The organism is Rhodococcus sp. H36-A4 (assembly GCF_027158005.1).
Lineage (GTDB): Bacteria > Actinomycetota > Actinomycetes > Mycobacteriales > Mycobacteriaceae > Rhodococcoides.
This window is the reverse complement of record NZ_JAPVLQ010000005.1, coordinates 80185-100033: the sequence shown is the minus strand read 5'-3', so window position 1 is coordinate 100033 and position 19849 is coordinate 80185. Positions and strand designations below refer to the sequence as shown.

Here is a 19849-nt window from a genome sequence, read left to right as displayed (position 1 = left end):
TGCCGAGGACGTATTACCACTCGTCTGCGAAGCGCCTACCTATTTTGCGAAACGACCGTTCTCGTACTGGTAGAAACCTGCTCCGGTCTTCTTGCCGACCAGCCCTGCCTCGACCATACGTAGCAGAAGCGGCGGGGCGGAGAACAACGGTTCCTTGAACTCTTCGTACATCGAGTCGGCAATCGACTTGACGGTGTCGAGTCCGACGAGGTCGGCCAATGCCAAGGGCCCCATGGGATGTGCGAGGCCGAGCACTGTCGCTTTGTCCACGTCTTCTTTGGTGGCGAACCCGGACTCGACCATTCGAATGGCCGAGAGCAGGTATGGCACCAGCAGAGCGTTGACCACGAAACCCGAACGGTCCGCAGACCGGACGACCTGTTTGCCGAGTACTTCACTGGCGAATTTCTCCGCACGCTCGGCGACAGCCTGGCTTGTCTTGAGAGTGGTGACGAGCTCGACGAGCGGGAGCACCGGCACCGGGTTGAAGAAATGCATGCCGACGACACGATCCGGTGATGTGGTCGCGATCCCCAGCTTCATGATGGGGATCGACGACGTGTTGGACGCGAGTACTGCATTCGGGTCCGTCACCACCGAATCGAGCTCGGCGAAAATGTCGGCTTTGATCTTCTCGTCCTCGAGAACTGCTTCGACAACGAGCTGACGGTCGGCGAAGTCACTGAAGTCGGACGTGAACCGCAACCGCCAGGCTGCCTGCTCACGTTCTCGCTCGGTGATTTTGCCGCTGCTGACACCGCGGTCCAACGACCGCAGGATGCGTGCGCGTCCTGCGGCCGTCAGCTCACGTGTCTGTTCGTAGACCAGCACATCGACGTGTGCGCGTGCGCACACCTCGGCGATTCCGGCGCCCATCTGTCCGATGCCGATAACGCCGACTCGCTGAATTTTCTCGCTGGTCACGTCAGCTCCTTGGCCTCACTGGTCGTTCGAGTCGGACGTGGCGATCAGTGGAACTGGCCCTCTTCGGTGGAGCCCTTCAGCGCTGCGGTGGAGGTGTTCGGGTCGACCGTGGTGGCGATGGTGTCGAAGTAGCCTGCGCCGACCTCACGCTGATGCTTGACGGCGGTGAAGCCGCGCTCTTCGGCAGCCTTGAACTCGCGCTCCTGCAGGTCGACGAACGCCGTCATGCCCTCGCGGGCGTAGCCGTGCGCCAGGTCGAACATGCCGTAGTTGAGCGAGTGGAATCCGGCAAGGGTGATGAACTGGAACTTGAAGCCCATCGCGCCGAGTTCCTTCTGGAACTTGGCGATGGTCGCGTCGTCCAGGTGCGCCTTCCAGTTGAACGAAGGCGAGCAGTTGTAGGCCAGCATCTGGTCCGGGAATTCGCTGCGAACCGACTCGGAGAAGCGCTTGGCAACTTCGAGATCCGGAACGCCGGTCTCCATCCAAATGAGGTCTGCGTACGGTGCGTAAGCCTTCGCACGAGCGATGCACGGCTCGATACCGTTCTTGACGCCGTAGAAGCCTTCTGCGGTGCGGGTTCCGTCGAGGAACTCCACGTCGCGCTCGTCCACATCGGACGTGATGAGGGTTGCGGCCTCGGCGTCGGTGCGGGCGATGATGACCGAGGGGACATCGGCGACGTCGGACGCGAGGCGAGCCGAGGTCAGGGTGCGGATGTGCTGCTGGGTCGGGATGAGCACCTTGCCACCGAGGTGGCCGCACTTCTTCTCCGATGCGAGCTGATCCTCCCAGTGCACACCTGCGGCACCGGCAGCGATCATGGCCTTCTGCAGCTCGTAAGCGTTCAGCGCGCCACCGAATCCGGCTTCGGCGTCGGCGACCACTGGCGCGAGCCAGTTGCTGACCGAGGTGTCACCTTCGACCTTGGCGATCTCGTCGGCGCGCAGCAGGGCGTTGTTGATGCGACGAACGACGGTCGGCACCGAGTTGGCCGGGTAGAGGCTCTGGTCCGGGTACGTGTGGCCAGAGAGGTTGGCGTCGCCGGCAACCTGCCAGCCGGAGAGGTAGATGGCTTTCAGGCCGGCGCGAACCTGCTGCACGGCCTGGTTGCCGGTGAGTGCACCGAGCGAGTTGATGTAGTCCTCGTTGGTGACGAGGTCCCACAGGATCTCGGAACCGCGGCGGGCAAGTGTTGCTTCCTCTACCACGGTGCCCTGCAGCTTGGAAACCTGTTCTGCGGTGAAATTACGCGTCACGCCCTTCCAGCGAGGGTTGGTGTCCCAATCCTGCTGGATCTCGGCGGTGGTCTTCGGGGTGCCGGTGGTCGACATCGGAGCTCCAGTCTCTTCTCATCTTCTCGGCCTGCGTCGAAAGGAATTCTTCACATCGTTGCCAGGCCCTTCGGGTGTACTCCAAAACAATGGCACACCCAAAAATGCCCGTCCACCTGTTGCTAGTGCCAATCTTGGCTAGCTTTTCAACACTCGTTGCTAAGTTTGCGAAGTTCCAGCCAACGCGAACCCTCACCGAAAGGACAGGTTGGTTACCGGCCAGTAGACCGAAACCGCAGGCTACGAACGCAATTTAAGAAACTACCTAGGAGCGCCTTACCGGACGTTCGTACTGTTTGACTGAAGGCGTCTGAATCGAAACAGTGACGAAGCCGAGCTGTTACGAATGTGATTGTAATCACAGTGAGCGCAAAGGCGGGTTCGAGCTTTCCCCACCTGAAATCAGCTTCGCACGCGATCCCGAGCAGCCGGCTGTGAGAAAGAGGATGCGATCACTCTGCTCGACTCGGGGGCTCGACGCGTGCTGGACACCACACCCAGTACACCTAGTAACGCAATGAGGACGCCACCGACGATGGCGAACATGTCGGTCACCAACAGATCAGCGGGGAACGCGAGAATCAGCGGCGAGAACGCGAGCGCCACTCCCAGAACTACGTGCGCCCAGTGGCTGGATCTCGACGCACTGGACATCGCCCAGAGAGCCGTGCCCGCCGACAGCATGCCGAGAATGAGGATGGCACCGGACACCCCTGTGTTTCCGTCGACGGGAAGCCAAATGGTCGACGTCACGAGTACCACTCCGGCGATCAGGACGATGGTGTCGCGTACAACTTCGTTCGATTGGTCCGACATCTGGAGACTCCCTCTTGTTCGCGGCTGAATCCTTGTTCGAAGGCTGAAATCAACTCTCATTCCGGTATACGCCGTCATGAACGCTTCGGCGTCGTAGCATCACCGAATTGTGACCCTCGCGCGAGAAAGGTGAACGCTGTTAAGTGCTGTCTTCGCAGGCGTAACCTGGGCGCATGTCCAAAACGTTCGTCGGCGTGCGGCTGCGGCAGCTTCGGTCCGAGCGCAAGATGAGCCAGGTCGCGCTGGCCGGTCAGCTCGAGATCTCGGCGAGCTACCTCAACCAGATCGAACACGACGTCCGCCCACTGACAGTGCCCGTACTGCTTCGCATTTCCGAGGTTTTCGGTGTCGATACCTCCTTCTTCTCCTCGGAGGACGACACCAGACTCGTCGCCGAGCTTCGAGAGGTTGCACTGGATCAGGACATGGGCATCGCTGCCGACGCTCACGAGATCGCGCAGATGGTCTCATCTCATCCGCAGTTGGCCCGGGCGATGGTGAACATGCACCGCCGGTACCGCAATACGACGGCTCAGCTCGCGGCCGCTACCGACGAGCGATTCAGCGACGGCAGTGGCAGCGGTTCGATCAGTAAACCGTACGAGGAAGTCCGCGACTACTTCTACCAACGGCAGAACTATTTGCACGAGTTGGATACCGCCGCAGAGGAGTTGACGTCACGGATCCGATTCCACCGCGCCGACGTCGGCGGAGAGATCGCCCGCCGTCTCGAGACTGTTCACGAAGTTCAGATCGTCCATCGAATCGATCTCGGCGAGAATGTCCTGCACCGGTTCGATCCGCGTACTCGGGTCCTGGAAATTTCCACGCACCTCTCGGGTGGGCAGAAGGTCTTCAAGTACGCCGCAGAATTGGCCTACCTCGAATGCGCCGATCTTTTGGACAAAATGGTCGAGGAGGGCGGTTTCACGAGCGATCAATCGAAGAAGCTCGCGATCCTCGGGTTCGCCAATTATTTCGCTGCTGCCACAGTTCTTCCATATCGCCAGTTCCATGATGTGGCAGAGGATTTTCGCTACGACATCGAGCGATTGTCGGCCTTCTTCTCGGTCAGCTACGAAACTGTCTGCCACCGCCTTTCGACGCTTCAACGGCCCAAGCTTCGTGGCGTTCCTTTATCTTTCGTCCGTGTCGACCGTGCCGGAAATATGTCCAAGAGACAGTCGGCGACCGGCTTTCACTTTTCTTCCAGCGGCGGTACCTGCCCGCTGTGGAATGTGTACGAGACCTTCGCCTACCCGGGCAAGATCATGACGCAGATCGCCGAGATGCCGGACGGGCGTAGCTACCTGTGGATTGCCCGCACGGTCGAGCGACGGGCTGCGCGCTACGGCCAGCCGACCAAGACGTTCGCCATCGGTTTGGGGTGCGAGCTTCGGCATGCAACTCGGTTGGTCTACGCCGATGGGCTCGATCTACATGGTTCGGCTGTGGCCACCCCGATCGGCGCGGGTTGCCGAGTGTGCGAGCGGTCGAACTGCCCGCAACGTGCGTTCCCTCCGCTCGGTAAGGACCTCGAAGTCGATGAGCATCAGAGCTCGGTTTCGCCGTATCGCGTTCGATGACGATCACCGGTTGGGTCCTTTCTCGGGGCTCACTTCCCCCTGCGCAGCATCGCCCCCGCCGCAGCGAAAGCCGCGACCCGGCGGACGAGAGTCGGCGGAGCCGCAGGTTTGCCGTCCCACAGTCGGTACAGCGTGGACATGCTCAGGACCAGCCTTTCCGGTGAGCACCACTTCGCGAAGGGCACGAATTCCGGGGAAGCCATCATGTTGCGGGCAGCATGCACCGATTCGACTCCCGCATCGAAATGTTGGCGTCCGGCCGCGTCCACCCACGCCCAATAGGCGCGGAGCTTACGCACCTCGTCGAGGCCGCAGATCGGTCCGTGACCCGGAACGTAGACCGCCGCATCGAGCGCAATCAGATGATCGAGTGCATCCATCCAGTTCGTGAGCGGGCCGTGCCAGAGTATCGGGGTCGAACCGATGAACAGCAGATCGCCTGCGAACACCACACCTGCGTCCGGTACGTGGGCAATCAGATCTCCCGCTGTGTGTGCCGGACCGAGGTATCTCAGCTGCACCTGACGTGCCCCGACGTCGATCCGTTCGGTCACTTCGAACGTGTGATCCGGCAGCCTCGGCAGCTTTCGTGGGAACCGCGCTCCTCCACGAACTGTGTTCATGTAAGTTCCGACGTCGCCGATCGGTCCGAGGACCGGACCGGCCAACCTACCGAGCCTCGCGAACGCCGTCACGGCTGCGGGCGGCAATTCCTCCTTCATTGCTTCGAAGGAGGCAACGCTGGTGGTTATTCGTGCCTCGGCGGGCACCGTGTCGTTTCCCCACCAGTGGTCGCCGTCAGAATGTGTGTTGAGTACCTCGGTGATCGGCGCATCGGTCACCAACAGTGTCGTCGCCGATGCAACACGCTTCGCCCATCCGGTGTCCCACACAGTGTCGACCACCATCGACGCCGCACCCCGGTCGACGATCAGCCCGGTGTTCGTCTGACCCCAACTGCCCGGCGGACGCAGGAACGCCCACACCCCGTCAGCGATCTGTTCCAGTCCTTCACCGGCGCTCATGGGTCCGCACGTTACCTTCGGTGAGCTGCCGTAGTCGAGCATTTCCGCGGCCGGTCAACTGCCGTCGATCTCTTCGTTTTCGAAGCGGGCATTACGTTTGCGCATGTACCAGATCACTGCTCCCACAGCGCCGCCGCCGACAATCGCGCCGACGAGCCCACCCGCCCATGAACTGGCCTGCGAGTACACGCCCGGCTGCAAGGTCATCAGCACGCTGACGTATCCGACTGCGAAGAGCACTCCCACCACGATCGCGCGAACACGAACCAGCTTCGACGCCGTGTAGAGATTGACTCCGCGCGCGGCCGAGTAGCCCGCGGTGGCGAAGTTGATCAGTGTCGAGACGACGAGGATGCCCAGACCGATCCAGGCTCCGGTTGTGCCCGCCACCCACGGCAGCACCGCGGCGCTGATCAGCGACGTCCACGCGAAGAGCTGAAAGCCGATGGCAGAGGCCTCGTTCCACACATCGCGCTGGCGTTCGTCGTGGTAGAACTCATCGTCGAGATCGCCGACGAACCGCATCGCCTTGATGAACGGACCTGCCGTGATGGATGTACTCATGGTCATCGCTCCTCATGTATCCGGTTGTGCTTCAAGCTTTTCGCCTGTCGCGAAAAGGGTTTCGACGGTGGTGTTCAATGCTGCGGCCAGCTCGAGCGCCAAATAGACGCTTGGGGCATAGTCGCCTCCTTCGACGGAGACGATGCTCTGTCTACTGACTCCGCATGCTCTACCCAGCTCTGCCTGAGTGAGCCGGGCCGCTTTTCGGTGTTCACGCACCGCATTGGTCCTGAGTGCGTCGGCCATAACGAAAGTCAAGCGGACTTGTCATCCGATGTCAACCCTACTTGTCATTCTGGTCGGCAAGCCACATCCGGGTCCACGGGGTCGGACATCGCCGAACCCCTCCACTCGGACGAATCAATAGGGGCCGAGAAGTTAACAACGGCGTAATGGACGAAATAATGCCGTCATCGGGCAACATATTCGCGCAATACTTCCCCTTTACTGTCTGCAATCGCGAATACAACTCCGTATACAAGCGAAAGGGCGTCAAAGATGCCTGCAGTTTCCTCGAGCACAATGGCCACACGTGTACTGGTCGCTCCGGTCGCTCTGGCCATGGTCGGTTTGGCGCTCACCGCCTGCGGGAGCAAAGCCAGTGATACCACCTCAGCGGACGGCGCAGCAGCAGCCGAATCCTGCGTGGACACATCCGGCGACACCATCAAGGTCGGCTCGCTCAACTCGCTCTCCGGAACAATGGCGATCAGTGAAGTGACGGTGCGTGATTCGATCGCCATGGCCGTCGAAGAGATCAACGCAGCAGGCGGAGTCGACGGCAAGCAGATACAGGTCGTCGCCGAGGACGGCGCGTCCGAGCCCACAGTATTTGCCGAAAAAGCCGAGAAGTTGATCAGCAGTGACTGTGTCGCAGCTGTTTTCGGTGGTTGGACATCGTCGAGCCGCAAGGCGATGTTGCCGGTGTTCGAGGACAACGACGCGCTGCTCTACTATCCCGTCCAGTACGAGGGCCTCGAATCCTCGGACAACATCTTCTACACCGGTGCAACCACGAATCAGCAGATCGTCCCCGCACTCGACTATCTCAAGGAAAAGGGCGTCAAGTCTCTGTATCTGGTCGGTAGTGACTATGTATTCCCGCAGACCGCCAACCGTGAGATCAAGGCTTACGCGGTGGCCAACGGCATCGAGATCAAGGGTGAGGACTACACCCCGCTCGGTTCGACGGACTTCTCCACGATCGTGAACAAGGTCCGCTCCGCCGACGCAGATGCCGTGTTCAACACCCTCAACGGCGATTCCAATGTCGCCTTCTTCCGCGAGTACACCAACGCGGGCCTCAAAGCTGCTGACATGCCGGTCCTCTCGGTATCCATCGCCGAGGAAGAAGTTGCCGGTATCGGCGCACAGAACATCGAGGGCCAATTGACGGCGTGGAACTACTACCAGACTGTCGACAGCCAGGAGAACAAGAAGTTCGTCGCCGACTACAAGGCGAAATACGGCGCGGACAAGCCCACCTCCGACCCGATGGAAGCCGCCTACACCTCGGTGTATCTGTGGAAGAACACCGTGGAGAAGGCAAACTCCTTCGCCGTCGCTGACATTCAAGCCGCAGCGGACGGCGTCAGCTTTGCCGCCCCCGAGGGCGAGGTCGTCATCGACGGCGCCAACCACCACATCTCGAAGACTGCACGTATCGGCGAAGTTCGCCCCGACGGCCTGATCTACACCGTCTGGGAATCCCCGGCGCCGATCGCACCCGATCCGTTCCTCGAGACCTACGAGTGGGCGTCCGACCTCAACTAATTCCCGGGCACTTCGCGCAGATGAGTGGAAATGCAGCTAGCGAAAGCATGTCCACTCATCTGTGCGGAGCTGCACTGAAAAGGAGCGCTCATGGATGTCGTAGTCGGGCAGCTTTTCACCGGCTTGAGTATCGGTTCGATTCTTCTGCTTGCCGCATTGGGACTCTCGCTGACCTTCGGTCAGATGGGTGTCATCAACATGGCCCATGGTGAGTTCATCATGGCCGGTTCGTACACCGCGTACGTCGTACAGCAACTCGTCTCCACCGGTGGTGCATCGCTGTTCATCTCGCTGATCGTCGGGTTCTTCGTCGGCGGCGCCATGGGCGTCCTGCTCGAGGTGACTCTGATCCGCCGCATGTACCACCGCCCGCTCGACACGCTGCTGGTGACATTCGGTGTCGGCCTCATCCTGCAGCAATGTGCGCGCGATATTTTCGGCGCCCCCGCCGTCAACGTAGTCTCACCGAGCTGGTTGTCCGGTGGCATCGACATCCTCGGCGCTGTCGTTCCCAAGACCCGCATCTTCATCCTGGTTCTCGCCGTGATCTGTGTTCTCACTTTGTCGTTCGCGCTCGCGAAGACACCGATGGGTCGACGCATCCGCGCGGTCGTGCAGAACCGGGACCTTGCCGAGACGTCGGGCATCTCGAGCCGTCGGACCGACATTTCGACGTTCTTCATCGGGTCCGGCCTGGCCGGTGTCGCCGGTGTGGCGTTGACGCTCATCGGTTCGACGAGCTCCACTGTCGGGCAGAGCTACCTGATCGACGCATTCCTGGTGGTGGTCGTCGGCGGACTCGGGCAGATCAAGGGAGCGGTGATCGCAGCGTTCGCGCTCGGCATCCTCAATTCGTTCATCGAGTACAACACGACTGCCTCGATCGCCAAGGTCATCGTGTTCGTGCTGATCGTGTTCTTCCTTCAGGCCCGCCCACAGGGTCTGTTCGCGGTCAAGACAAGGAGTTTGGTATGAGCACCTTCGTCCAGAAGCGCGGCGCGTGGCTGGGATTCGCCCTCGCCGCCGTCCTCCTGTTCGCGGTCGCACCGGCCGTGCTCAGCGAGTTCCGACTCAACCTTCTCGGCAAGTTCATCTGCTACGCCATCGTTGCGGTCGGTATCGGATTGGCCTGGGGCCGTGGCGGAATGCTCACACTCGGGCAGGGCGTGTTCTTCGGGCTCGGCGCTTACATCATGGCCATGCATCTGAAGATCTCCGACGCCGAACTCCGCGGCGACGCGGTGCCGGATTTCATGTCGATCGCCGGGATTCGCGAACTGCCGTCGTATTGGGTTCCGTTCACTTCGCCGTTGGTGACGATTCTCGGAATTCTGTTCATCCCGGCTCTCGTCGCGCTCGTTCTCGGCCTCGGTGTCTTCAAACGACGTGTCAAGGGTGCGTACTTCGCGATCCTCAGCCAGGCGCTCGCAGCTGCATTCGCAATTCTGCTGGTGGGTCAGCAGACCACGGGCGGGTCGAACGGGCTCAACAGATTCCGGACGTTCTTCGGGTTCAATCTCAATGATCCGGCCAACAAGCAGATGCTGTTCTTCATCGCGGCGGGTGTACTGCTGGCGGTCGTCGCCATCACTCGACAGCTCATGTATTCCCGCTATGGGGAACTGCTCGTCGCGGTCCGCGATCAGGAAGAACGAGTGCGCTTCCTGGGATACGACCCCGCCAATGTGAAGATCGTCGCCTATGTGAGTGCCGCATTCTTCGCCGGCCTCGCTGGGGCGCTCTTCGTGCCGATCGTCGGCATCGTCTCCCCCAATGATGTCGGCATCGTTCCTTCCATTGCGTTCCTCATCGGAGTGGCGATCGGCGGACGCAGCACGCTGCTGGGACCGGTCCTCGGCGCACTCGGTGTGGCCTGGGCGCAGACAACTCTGTCGGAACAATTTCCGTCGGGTTGGACCTACGCCCAAGGACTGCTGTTCATCGTCGTGGTCGGGTTCTTCCCTGCAGGCGTCGCAGGCCTGTTCGCTCTTCGGCGTCGTAAGAAAACTGCAGACGACCCCGGTGCCGTGGTCGATGTCGAAGAGAAGGAGCTCGTCACATGATTCGCCTCGACGAACATCAGCCGACGTTCGGTGGCAACGCCGGAATGTCGAGCCAGTACCTCGAAGTACGCGGTCTCACCGTGAGCTTCGACGGATTCAAGGCCAACACCAACGTCGACCTGACGCTCATGCAGGGCGATCTGCGATTCCTCATCGGACCCAACGGTGCAGGCAAGACCACCCTGATCGACGCCATCACCGGACTCGTACCCGCAACCGGGTCGATCACCAAGTCCGGCGTCGAACTGCTCGGCAAGAAGGTGCACCAGATAGCCAGACTCGGCGTCGGGCGAACGTTCCAGACTGCCAGTATCTTCGAACAGCTCACCGTTTCGCAGAACCTCGACATCGCAGCCGGGGCGGGACGTTCGATCGTGACTATGCTGCGCCGCCGCAATGCCGTCTCACCCGAGATCGAGGAGGCGCTCGAGACCATCGGTCTGACCGAGGAGCGAAACAAGCCGGCGGGCATCCTTGCCCACGGTCAGAAGCAGTGGTTGGAAATCGGAATGCTGTTGGTACAGAACGCCGATGTGCTGCTTCTCGACGAGCCGGTTGCCGGGATGAGCCATGACGAACGCGAGCAGACCGGCGAATTGCTTCGCCGGATCGGCGGCGAACGGACCGTCGTCGTCGTCGAGCACGACATGGACTTCATGCGAGCCTTCGCGACGTCGGTGACAGTTCTTGCCGCTGGGCGCATCCTGTCCGAAGGCACCGTCGCCGAGGTGCAGGCCGACCCCAAGGTTCAAGAGGTCTACCTCGGTACCGCTGCCGCGGGCGGCGAACTCGATCTCATTGCACAGGACAGCGCCGACGCCGCACCAGGAGGCAAGCATGCTTGAACTCATCGATGTGCGCACCGGTTACGGCCGCAGCGAGGTCGTCCATGGAGTCTCACTCACCGTCCCCGCCGACGGCGTCGCCGCGGTCATGGGCCACAACGGTGCAGGCAAGACGACGCTGCTCCGAGCCGCCGTCGGCCTGCTCGCAGTCAACTCGGGCAAGGTCCTCTTCGATGGTGAGGACGTCAGCTCGCTACGCCCCAGCGCTCGCGTCGCACGCGGTCTTGCCTATGTCCCGCAGGGCCAGCAATCGTTCGGCCAGTTGACCACGGCCGAGAACCTACAGGTCGTCGCCGACGGACGCACGCGGGGTAAGGCTTTGATCGGTGAGGCCCTCGACCTGTTCCCCGCGTTGAAGGAACTGCTCACCAGGCGCGCGGGTCTTCTGTCCGGCGGTCAACGTCAGCAGTTGGCGATAGCCCGTGCACTCATCACCGAGCCGAAGATGCTCATCCTCGACGAACCGACCGAGGGCATTCAGCCATCCGTCGTCGCCGAGATCGAACGAACGATTCTCGATCTCACCCGCCGCGGCGGGCTCGGAGTGTTGCTGGTGGAACAACACATCGGCTTTGCGCTCGAATCTGCCCAGAACTACTACATTCTCGAGGCGGGGCGCATCACGTCCACCGGTGCGGGCGGTAGCGATTCCGAAGCCGATGTCCGCGCAGCCATGGCGATCTGACCGGTACTTCCATGCCGCGCAGGGACCTTCGCGAGAAGGTGTATCTGTCGCTGCGTCGTGACCTCATGTCGGGAGCGATTCCGGCGACCGAAAGACTCGGCGAGGAACGCCTGGCCGAGCTGTACGGCGTCTCGCGCACACCTGTGCGTGAGGCGCTCGCACGGCTGCTCGCGGACGGCCTGGTCCTCCGCGGTCACGACGGGTTGCACGCGTATCGACCACACGTGGACGATCTCGCCGGGCTCTACGAGCTCCGACAGACGCTGGAAATTCGCGGCATCGTCCGCGCCATCGACGACGTGACGCTTCATCACGACGCACCGGCGATCGTCACCGAGCTCGAGCTCTGGAGACAGGCACGAGAGGCCCCTCCCACAGACATCACCGACGTCGTGTCGATGGACGAGCAATTTCACACGACCCTGTTGAGCGCGTCCGGAAATCCTGCCTTGACCGTGGCTCTGCGCGCCGTCAACGCGAAGGTTCGGCCCGTACGGATGGTGGGGTCGGTGAGCCTGCAGGACATCCGAGCTCAGGTCGACGAGCACATCACGATCGCCGAAGCGGTCCTCGAAGGAAAGCTCGACGAGGCGAGGACCTCGTTACTCGCGCACCTTGGCTCCCATGAGAAGGCGGTCATCGTCCGTGCCGAGCAAGCGGCATCCATGGCGGGGGCGCTGCGGATCTGATGCAGCGCGTTCAGGTACGAATCAAACATTGCGAGCGTTCACTCTCTAAGTTATGGTTACAGCAACCATAGTGATGGAGGTCACATGAACGAGAGCTTGCCTTACGACACAGTGCTGGCCGGGGGGACGGTCTACGACGGCAGCGGCACGCCGGGGGTAGTTCGCAACGTAGGCATCTCGGACGGCGTCGTGCGCGCGATCACGATCGAGCCTCTCGCCGTCGGTCCGAGCACCGAGGTCGTCGACGCGACCGGCCAGTGGGTCATGCCTGGATTCGTCGACGTACACACCCACTACGACGCGGAGGTCCTGGTGGGACCAGGACTCACCGAGTCGGTTCGACACGGGGTCACCACGGTCCTGCTGGGAAACTGCTCGTTGTCGACGTTGTACTCGACTCCCGTCGACATCGCCGACCTCTTCAGTCGCGTCGAGGCGTTGCCGCGCGAGCACGTACTGAAGGCCGTCGATGCACACAAGACGTGGACGAACCCGAACGAGTACATCGACGCGCTCGAGAGACTCCCCCTCGGGCCCAACATCGCGTCGCTGGTGGGACATTCCGACCTGCGTGCCCACGTGATGGGGTTGGATCGAGCGACCGACCGCAGCCAGAAACCGACACGCGAAGAATTCTCGGCAATGGCCGTTGCGCTGAATACCGCCCTGGACGCCGGGCTTCTCGGCATGTCCACCATGACCAACCCCTGGGACAAGCTCGACGGCGATCGATACCGCTCGCGTTCACTGCCGTCTTCGTACGCGCGTTGGAAGGAATTCCGCGCACTGCACAAGATTCTGCGCCGACGCGGCCGCCTGCTTCAGAGCATCCCCAACCTCAACACCAAATACGACATGCTCTTCTTCCTCGGCAGTGCAACGGGACTGGGCCGAACTCCACTCAAAATCTCGCTTCTTGCTGCCGCCGACGCCAAAGCATCCCCCTGGATTCACCACATCTTCGGGCCGCTCGCACAACTGGTGAACGGGCCCGGGCGCGGACAGTTCCGCTGGCAACACCTGCCCACCACGTTCGACGTCTACTCCGATGGGATCGACCTCGTCGTCTTCGAGGAGTTCGGATCCGGCCGTGCAGCTCTACATCTGCGAGAGGAGTTGGGCCGCAACGACTTATTGTCCGATGAGGCCTACCGTCGCTGGTTCCGCGCCGACTTCGAGAAGAAGTTCAGCTCACGGGTATGGCACCGAGACTTCGCCGATGCCCAGATCACCGAATGCCCGGATGCCTCGGTCGTCGGTAAGAACATCGCCGAGGTCGCGGCCGAACGTGGTATCCACGTTGTCGATGCATTCCTCGATCTCGTCGTCGAGCATGGCCGCAAACTGCGCTGGCACACCACGATCGCCAATCACCGACGCAAGCAGATGGACAAGCTCATCACGAGGCCGGGCGTCACCGTCGGGTTCTCCGACGCCGGGGCGCACCTACGGAACATGGCCTTCTACAACTTCGGGATCCGGTTGCTGCATCGCGTGCACGGCGCCCGCGAAGATCGTCGGCCGTTCATGTCCGTGGAAAATGCAGTCCACAAGCTCAGTGGCGAGCTCGCCGACTTCTACGGCGTCGACGCAGGACATCTGCGAGTGGGCGACCGCGCCGATGTGGTCGTCATCGATCCGGCTGGTCTCGACGACGAGGTCCTCGCCTATCGCGAGGAGACGATGCCCGAGTTCGGTGGGTTGAGCCGGATGGTCAACCGAAACGATCACGCCGTCACCGCGACGCTGATCGCCGGACGGATCGTCTATCGTGAGGGTGAATTCGCGCCATGGTTCGGCGTATCCGAACGCGCTGGTAGTTTCTTGCGCGCCGGCACCACCACCGCCCCGCATCCACGAGAGCGAGTATGAGCAGAACCCAGCAGGAACGACGTACCGAAACGATCGGGAAGCTACTCGATGCGACGATCGGGTCACTGTGTGAAAACGGTTACGCTGCAACGACGGTGAGCGAGATCACCTCCCGCGCAGGGGTGTCCTCGGGCGCGTTGTTTCGGCATTTCCCTACACGCCTCGACATTGTCGTCGCTGCTGCGGACGAAGTGCGGCGACGACAGTTCGACGAGTTTCGAATCGGTCTCGCGGGCTTCGGCACGGCGTCCGTCGAGCACTGTCTGATTCTGCTCCGTGCGGCATGCCGAGCCCCGATAAACGGCGCCTGGTACGAGCTTCTCATTGCGGCACGGAGCGATGACGAGTTGCGAGAACGATTGATTTCCTTCACTGTTCGCTACCACGAGCAGATTTCCGCGCTTGCTCGCACGCTTCCGATCGCAGGCACCATCCCACCCGCGCAACTCGACACGGTCATTTTCACCGTGGTGCATCTACTCGACGGCGAAGCGCTCTCGGCGATCGTGCATCCGCAGCCCGATCAAGAGGAGTTGCGATTGCAGCTCATCGCCGGGCTACTTCGAGGCGAGTCCATCTACAACCGGATCGAGGCCGTGTGAGGACCTGGACAGTCGATTCTCTCGGAGCTCGTATCGCGGTGTACGAGTATGGAGATCCGCTGGCGGCCTCGACCGTGCTTCTCGTTCACGGCTATCCCGACGATCATCGCATCTTCGAGCCGATGATCGGTGTGCTCGGGCAGCGCGTGCGGATCGTTGCCTACGACACCCGCGGCGGCGGGGACACCACCGTCGACGATCCGGACTCTGTCGGGAACTACGCCCTGGCTCGCTTGACCGAGGATACGTTCGCCGTGGTGGATTCGATCCCCCACCGGAGTGGACCCCTGCACGTGTTCGCACACGACTGGGGTTCGGTCCAGATGTGGGAAACAATGGCCACACCTCGTGCTGCTTCGACTTTCGCATCGTTCGTATCGGTGTCCGGGCCGAGCCTGGACCACCTCCGCGAGGTATCTCGCGCCCGCGCAGTTTCGCTCCCACAGTGGGCATCGATGGCGACGCAACTCGTGCGGTCCTGGTACATCTGGAGTTTCCACATCCCGGTTCTTCGCAGGTTCGTACCATCGATGATGGTCTCGCTGGGCAGCGAGGACGCCCCGGAACCGAAGCGCCGGAACCAACAACGCGGAATTGCGCTGTATCGCGCGAACATTCTCCGCCGTCTACTCTCCGGGCCCGACCCGAAATGCGAGGTGCCCACCACTGTCGTCGTTCCACTCCACGACCGGTTTCTCTCCGCCGACCTTGCCGACGGACTCGAGCGCTGGATACCCGACCTACAGGTCATTGAAGTCGACGCCGAGCATTGGTGGCCGTACACCCACCCGGAAGAGGCGGCCAGGCTGTTGCTTTCGCAGGATGGAGAGCGGCCCGCCGAGAAGTGATACCGACCGACGTGTCCGTTTTGCTGATACGTTGAAATCGGACATGCACCGAACGCTGGGAGAGCTATCTTGACCGCCGCACCGGACCGCACGCGAATTCAATTTCCCGACATCAGCTCCCGCGCGTGGGAGCACCCGTCCGACCGGGCGGCACTGGTCACCCTGCGAACGCTCAAGGGATTCGATACTGTCCTACGCACTCTGTCGGGCCTGTTGCAGGAGCGGCAACATCGATTGATGTATCTGGCGACGTCGGTGCGCGTCGACTCTCGGCAATTCACCGATCTCGACGATCTCCGCGCTGATTGCGTGCAGATTCTCGGGGCCGACGAGACCCCGGAGCTGTATGTTCTGCAGTCACCGATGGTCAACGCGTTCACCATCGGCATGGATCGCCCGTTCATCGTGCTCACGACCGGCCTGCTCGACATCACGACCTACGAGGAGCAGCGTTTCATCGTCGGCCACGAGCTCGGCCACGCACTGTCCGGTCATGCCGTGTATCGCACCATCCTGATGCACCTCATGCGACTGGCGGGCACAATCGGATGGATTCCGGTCGGCGGGTGGGCTCTGCGTGCCATCATCGCCGGTTTGATGGAATGGCAACGCAAGTCCGAGCTGTCCGGGGATCGCGCCGGATTGCTGTGTGGCCAGGACGTTCACAGCGCGCTGCGCGTTCAACTGAAACTTGCAGGCGGAGCCAGGATCTCCGAGATCGACATCGATGCATTTCTGGCACAGGCCGCCGAGTACGAGGCCAGCGGGGATTTGCGCGACGGCGTGCTGAAACTACTCAACATCGAACTACTCTCGCACCCGTTCTCGGTACTGCGCGCGGCCGAATTGAAGAAGTGGGTGGACAGCGGCGAATACGCGGCGGTGCTCCGCGGTGATTACCCTCGAAGGTCGCAGGATGACGGCGCCAAGGTCGGCGACGAGTTCCGGAGTGCAGCCAAAACCTACAAGCAGAATTTCGACACTTCGGAGGATCCACTGATCCGTACGATCCGCGATCTCGGCAGCGGGTTGACCGGTGCCGTAGACGCTGTGGGCAACGGAATCGGCGACGTCGCATCCGACATCAAGAACCGGTTCGATCACTGGCGACAGTCCTGAAACGGTTTCACGCCTGGTACACGGAAAGATCCGCAGGTAGCGTCGACGGCGTGAGCTCACCGCGTATCGCCTCCGGAACGTTCAAGGATCTCGGCCCGCTCAACTGGGTGTTGTGGCGCGTCCTGTCGAAGGCTGCGGGCGCGCCCAACGCACATCTCTTCAGTACCTTGGGACGCACCCGCGGCCTCTTCCGGGGCTGGTTGTTCTACAGCGGGAAGCTGATGCCCGGCGGCCGGATCTCACGCAAGGAAACGGAAGTGGTGATCAACCGCGTCGCACACGTACGTGACTGCGGGTACGAGATGGACCATCACCGCCGAATCGGCCGGCGCGTCGGAGTGACCGAAACTCTTCTTGCACAAGTGAAAGAAGGGCCGGCAGCGGTCGGTCTCGGCGATCGCTATCGAGCGATACTCACCGCGACCGACGAACTACTGGCCACCAAGAACCTGTCGAACGAAACATGGTCAGCCTTGGCACGCGAGTTCGACGAACGCCAGCTGATCGAATTTCTGTTGTTGGTCGGGCAGTACGACAGCTTGGCGACGACTATCGAAACTCTACGAATAGAACGCGACTTCTGAAAAGAGATTTCGCTGTAGCTAGCTCTTGTTCGACCCGAACCTGTCGCCGGCGGCTCGCCCAATCCTGTTGAGCGGCGCCAAAATATCTTGATACCGTGGCCCCACCACGCGAGGGATCAGATCGAACAGACGCGCATCCGGGCCGATGAGGATCCGCGGCTTGTTGCGTTCGACTCCGCCGAGGATCACCTTGGCGGCACGTGTGGGCGAGGTAACGGCGATCTGCTCGAAGCGTCGCACGACGTCCTCGCGGTCTCCCAGATCTGCCATTCCTCGCGCGTTGGCAACGATGTTCGTCTTGATTCCGCCGGGATGGACACAGCTGACACCGACGGGATGGCGGGCGACTTTCATTTCCTGGCGCAGCGCCTCGGTGAATCCGCGCACCGCGAACTTTGCCGAGTTGTATGCGCTCTGACCGGGGATGCCCATCAATCCGAACACGCTCGACACGTTCACCAGGTGACCGTCGCCGGACTCGATGAGTGCCGGCAGAAATGCTTTGGAGCCGTTGACAACTCCCCAGAAATCGATGTTCATGACCCACTCGAAATCGTCCCAGGTCATATCCAGAACATCCGCGCCGAGCGCGACACCTGCGTTGTTGACCACGAGGTTGACGCGTCCGAATTCGCTGACGACCGCATCGGCATGAAAATACATTGCCGCGCGGTCGGAGACGTCCAACTGGTAGGACACTGTTCGTGCACCGATCTTCTCGCACAACACGACCGTATCCGTCAACGCTTCGCCGTCGATGTCCGAGAGCGCCAGCCTGGCTCCGCGGTGCGCGAGGTCGAGGGCGAGCGCGCGGCCGATCCCCGATCCGGCCCCGGTAACGACGGCAACCTTGTTGTCGAAACTCCTCATCGATGCACTTCTTTCGCCTCGGTCGTATCGTCCTGGCCGCGAGAAACACCGGTCGGCAACAGGAACCCCCATGCAACCGGCGCGAATCGCCCGATCCGCAGCCCATCCTGCCACGCGATGACGAGTCCGGACAGGGCATGAAAAAGCTCGTTCGTCTTATGCGCACACAAGACGAACGAGCTTCGAACTGCTTCGAGGGTCAGAAGTTGATCATGTGTCCTGCGAGGCCGTGAATGGCCTCCTGGAGTGCCTCGGACAACGTCGGATGTGTATGGACGTTGCGAGCGAGTTCGTGGACGGTCAGATCCCACTTCTGGGCAAGGGTCAGTTCCGGCAGTAGCTCGGACACGTCGGGGCCGATGAGGTGTCCACCGAGAAGTTCGCCGTGCTCGGTGTCCGCGATCAGCTTGACGAAACCGGTAGCGTCGCCCAGCCCGTGTGCTTTGCCGTTGGCGGCGAACGGGAAGTTCGCGACCTTGATGCCGGAGCCACGTGCCTGTGCTTCTTCACGTGCCTGCTCTTCGGTGAGTCCGAAGCTGGCGACCTGAGGCTGGCAGAACGTCGCACGCGGCATCATGCGGTAGTCCTCGATCGGCAGCGTCTCCGCGCCGGCGATGGTCTCCGCCGCCACGACGGCCTGAGCCTCGGCCACGTGAGCGAGCTGCAGCTTGGCGGTGACGTCCCCGATTGCGTAGATGTGCGGGACGTTGGTCTTCATCGTGCTGGTGATGCCGATGGCACCGCGATCAGTGAGCTCGACACCGGTCTTCTCGAGACCGAACCCTTCGACGCGAGGGGCGAAGCCTACGGACTGCATCACCTTGTCGACGGTGACGGTTTCGACGTCGCCGGACTTGTTGTTCTTGAACTTGACGGTCACCTTGGAGCCGTTGTCGTCGATGCTCTGTACAGCGGCACCGGTGACGATGCGGACGCCGAGCTTCTTGTACTGCTTCTCGATTTCCTTGGAGATGTCGGCGTCCTCGTTGGGGAGCGCGCGATCGAGGTACTCGACGATGGTGACGTCGACACCGTAGTTCTTCATGATGTAGCCGAACTCCATGCCGATGGCGCCTGCACCGACGATGAGCATCGAACCCGGGAGCTCACGGGTCATGATCTGCTCTTCGTAGGTGACGACGTTCTCGCTCAGCGCTGTTCCCGGCAGCAGTTTGGTGGTGCTGCCGGTGGAGATGATGGCGTTGTCGAACGTGATCGTCTCGGTGCCGCCCTTGGTCAACTCCACCTCGATGGTGTTCGCATCGGTGAAGGTGCCCTGGCCGTCGAACTCGGGGATCTTGTTCTTCTTCATCAAGAAGTGAATTCCCTTGACGCGCCCTTCCGCGACCTTGCGGCTGCGGTCGAAGGCTGCGCCGAAGTCGAAGCTGGCTTCGCCCGAGATGCCGAACAGTTTGGCCTCTTTTGTGAAGAGGTGCGCAAGTTCGGCATTGCGGAGAAGCGCCTTCGAGGGGATGCAGCCCACGTTGAGGCAGACACCGCCCCAGTACTTCTTCTCGATGATGGCAGTGCTCAGTCCGAGTTGTGCCGCGCGGATAGCAGCGACGTACCCACCGGGACCGGCTCCGAGGACAACGACGTCATAGTGTGAGGTCACGATTCCCCAGCTTAGTCGCGTACGGATTCCCTGTC

The 19849-nt window shown here is 61.6% G+C and carries 20 protein-coding genes; 12 read left to right on the top strand and 8 right to left on the bottom strand.

Annotation, left to right across the window (positions count from 1 at the left end; all coding sequences use genetic code 11):
• Window positions 1-39: 39 nt before the first annotated feature.
• The 3 genes from O1W68_RS14755 to O1W68_RS14745 form a co-directional block, all read right to left on the bottom strand.
• Entirely contained in the window at window positions 40-924 is an 885-nt protein-coding gene (locus tag O1W68_RS14755; RefSeq protein WP_269304727.1) for a 3-hydroxybutyryl-CoA dehydrogenase, read from the bottom strand.
• Between the two features lie 44 nt (window positions 925-968).
• Window positions 969-2258: an isocitrate lyase gene (gene aceA, locus O1W68_RS14750; RefSeq protein WP_084346246.1), complete on the bottom strand. Its 1290-nt coding sequence runs from the start codon at window positions 2256-2258 to the stop codon at window positions 969-971.
• A 402-nt stretch (window positions 2259-2660) separates the two neighbouring features.
• Complete coding sequence (locus O1W68_RS14745) at window positions 2661-3074, bottom strand: SPW repeat domain-containing protein (protein WP_269304722.1); 414 nt, start codon at window positions 3072-3074, stop codon at window positions 2661-2663.
• A 173-nt stretch (window positions 3075-3247) separates the two neighbouring features.
• On the opposite strand from O1W68_RS14745, the gene ramB reads away from it, so the two are divergent.
• The gene (gene ramB, locus O1W68_RS14740) at window positions 3248-4660 is read left to right on the top strand and encodes an acetate metabolism transcriptional regulator RamB (protein ID WP_269304721.1); all 1413 of its coding nucleotides are present in this window, start codon (window positions 3248-3250) and stop codon (window positions 4658-4660) included.
• 29 nt (window positions 4661-4689) lie between these two features.
• Here the strand turns inward: ramB and O1W68_RS14735 are convergent, their stop codons facing one another.
• Genes O1W68_RS14735 through O1W68_RS14725 form a run of 3 tightly spaced genes read right to left on the bottom strand, consistent with a single transcriptional unit; the run spans window position 4690 to window position 6495 of the window.
• Window positions 4690-5685 carry an MBL fold metallo-hydrolase gene (locus O1W68_RS14735; RefSeq protein WP_269304719.1) on the bottom strand — a complete coding sequence of 332 codons (996 nt, stop codon included), beginning with the start codon at window positions 5683-5685 and terminating at the stop codon, window positions 4690-4692.
• Between the two features lie 54 nt (window positions 5686-5739).
• Window positions 5740-6249: a DUF2029 domain-containing protein gene (locus O1W68_RS14730; protein ID WP_269304716.1), complete on the bottom strand. Its 510-nt coding sequence runs from the start codon at window positions 6247-6249 to the stop codon at window positions 5740-5742.
• A 12-nt stretch (window positions 6250-6261) separates the two neighbouring features.
• The gene (locus tag O1W68_RS14725; protein ID WP_269304714.1) at window positions 6262-6495 is read right to left on the bottom strand and encodes a helix-turn-helix transcriptional regulator; all 234 of its coding nucleotides are present in this window, start codon (window positions 6493-6495) and stop codon (window positions 6262-6264) included.
• Between the two features lie 252 nt (window positions 6496-6747).
• Between O1W68_RS14725 and urtA the strand changes: the two genes are divergently transcribed.
• From urtA to O1W68_RS14670, 11 genes are all read left to right on the top strand, one after another.
• Window positions 6748-8022, top strand: coding sequence for an urea ABC transporter substrate-binding protein (urtA, locus tag O1W68_RS14720; RefSeq protein WP_269304712.1), 1275 nt, complete (start codon window positions 6748-6750; stop codon window positions 8020-8022).
• A gap of 90 nt (window positions 8023-8112) precedes the next feature.
• On the top strand, window positions 8113-8997 hold the full coding sequence (gene urtB, locus O1W68_RS14715) for an urea ABC transporter permease subunit UrtB (protein ID WP_269304710.1): 885 nt from the start codon (window positions 8113-8115) through the stop codon (window positions 8995-8997).
• Window positions 8994-10085 carry an urea ABC transporter permease subunit UrtC gene (gene urtC, locus O1W68_RS14710; protein ID WP_269304708.1) on the top strand — a complete coding sequence of 364 codons (1092 nt, stop codon included), beginning with the start codon at window positions 8994-8996 and terminating at the stop codon, window positions 10083-10085. Before urtB ends, urtC begins: the two co-directional genes overlap by 4 nt.
• Window positions 10082-10930: an urea ABC transporter ATP-binding protein UrtD gene (gene urtD / locus O1W68_RS14705; protein ID WP_269304706.1), complete on the top strand. Its 849-nt coding sequence runs from the start codon at window positions 10082-10084 to the stop codon at window positions 10928-10930. The genes urtC and urtD overlap by 4 nt, the downstream gene beginning before the upstream one ends.
• Window positions 10923-11615: an urea ABC transporter ATP-binding subunit UrtE gene (gene urtE, locus O1W68_RS14700; protein ID WP_269304704.1), complete on the top strand. Its 693-nt coding sequence runs from the start codon at window positions 10923-10925 to the stop codon at window positions 11613-11615. The genes urtD and urtE overlap by 8 nt, the downstream gene beginning before the upstream one ends.
• 11 nt (window positions 11616-11626) lie before the next feature.
• Window positions 11627-12304, top strand: coding sequence for a GntR family transcriptional regulator (locus O1W68_RS14695; RefSeq protein WP_269304702.1), 678 nt, complete (start codon window positions 11627-11629; stop codon window positions 12302-12304).
• Window positions 12305-12388: 84 nt separating this feature from the next.
• A complete protein-coding gene (locus O1W68_RS14690; protein WP_269304700.1) occupies window positions 12389-14176 on the top strand; it encodes an N-acyl-D-amino-acid deacylase family protein in 1788 nt (595 codons plus the stop codon).
• Window positions 14173-14778, top strand: coding sequence for a TetR/AcrR family transcriptional regulator (locus O1W68_RS14685; protein WP_269304699.1), 606 nt, complete (start codon window positions 14173-14175; stop codon window positions 14776-14778). Before O1W68_RS14690 ends, O1W68_RS14685 begins: the two co-directional genes overlap by 4 nt.
• Window positions 14775-15626, top strand: a complete 852-nt coding sequence (locus O1W68_RS14680; RefSeq protein ID WP_269304697.1) for an alpha/beta fold hydrolase — start codon at window positions 14775-14777, stop codon at window positions 15624-15626. The genes O1W68_RS14685 and O1W68_RS14680 overlap by 4 nt, the downstream gene beginning before the upstream one ends.
• Window positions 15627-15695: 69 nt before the next feature.
• Window positions 15696-16745 (top strand): M48 family metallopeptidase, encoded by a 1050-nt coding sequence (locus tag O1W68_RS14675; protein ID WP_269304695.1) that lies wholly within the window; start codon window positions 15696-15698, stop codon window positions 16743-16745.
• A 50-nt stretch (window positions 16746-16795) separates the two neighbouring features.
• Window positions 16796-17329, top strand: a complete 534-nt coding sequence (locus O1W68_RS14670) for a carboxymuconolactone decarboxylase family protein (protein ID WP_269304693.1) — start codon at window positions 16796-16798, stop codon at window positions 17327-17329.
• Window positions 17330-17347: 18 nt separating this feature from the next.
• Here O1W68_RS14670 and O1W68_RS14665 read toward each other — a convergent pair whose 3' ends face one another.
• Window positions 17348-18199, bottom strand: a complete 852-nt coding sequence (locus O1W68_RS14665) for an SDR family NAD(P)-dependent oxidoreductase (protein WP_269304692.1) — start codon at window positions 18197-18199, stop codon at window positions 17348-17350.
• A 199-nt stretch (window positions 18200-18398) separates the two neighbouring features.
• Window positions 18399-19814 (bottom strand): dihydrolipoyl dehydrogenase, encoded by a 1416-nt coding sequence (gene lpdA / locus O1W68_RS14660; protein ID WP_269304690.1) that lies wholly within the window; start codon window positions 19812-19814, stop codon window positions 18399-18401.
• Window positions 19815-19849 lie beyond the last annotated feature (35 nt).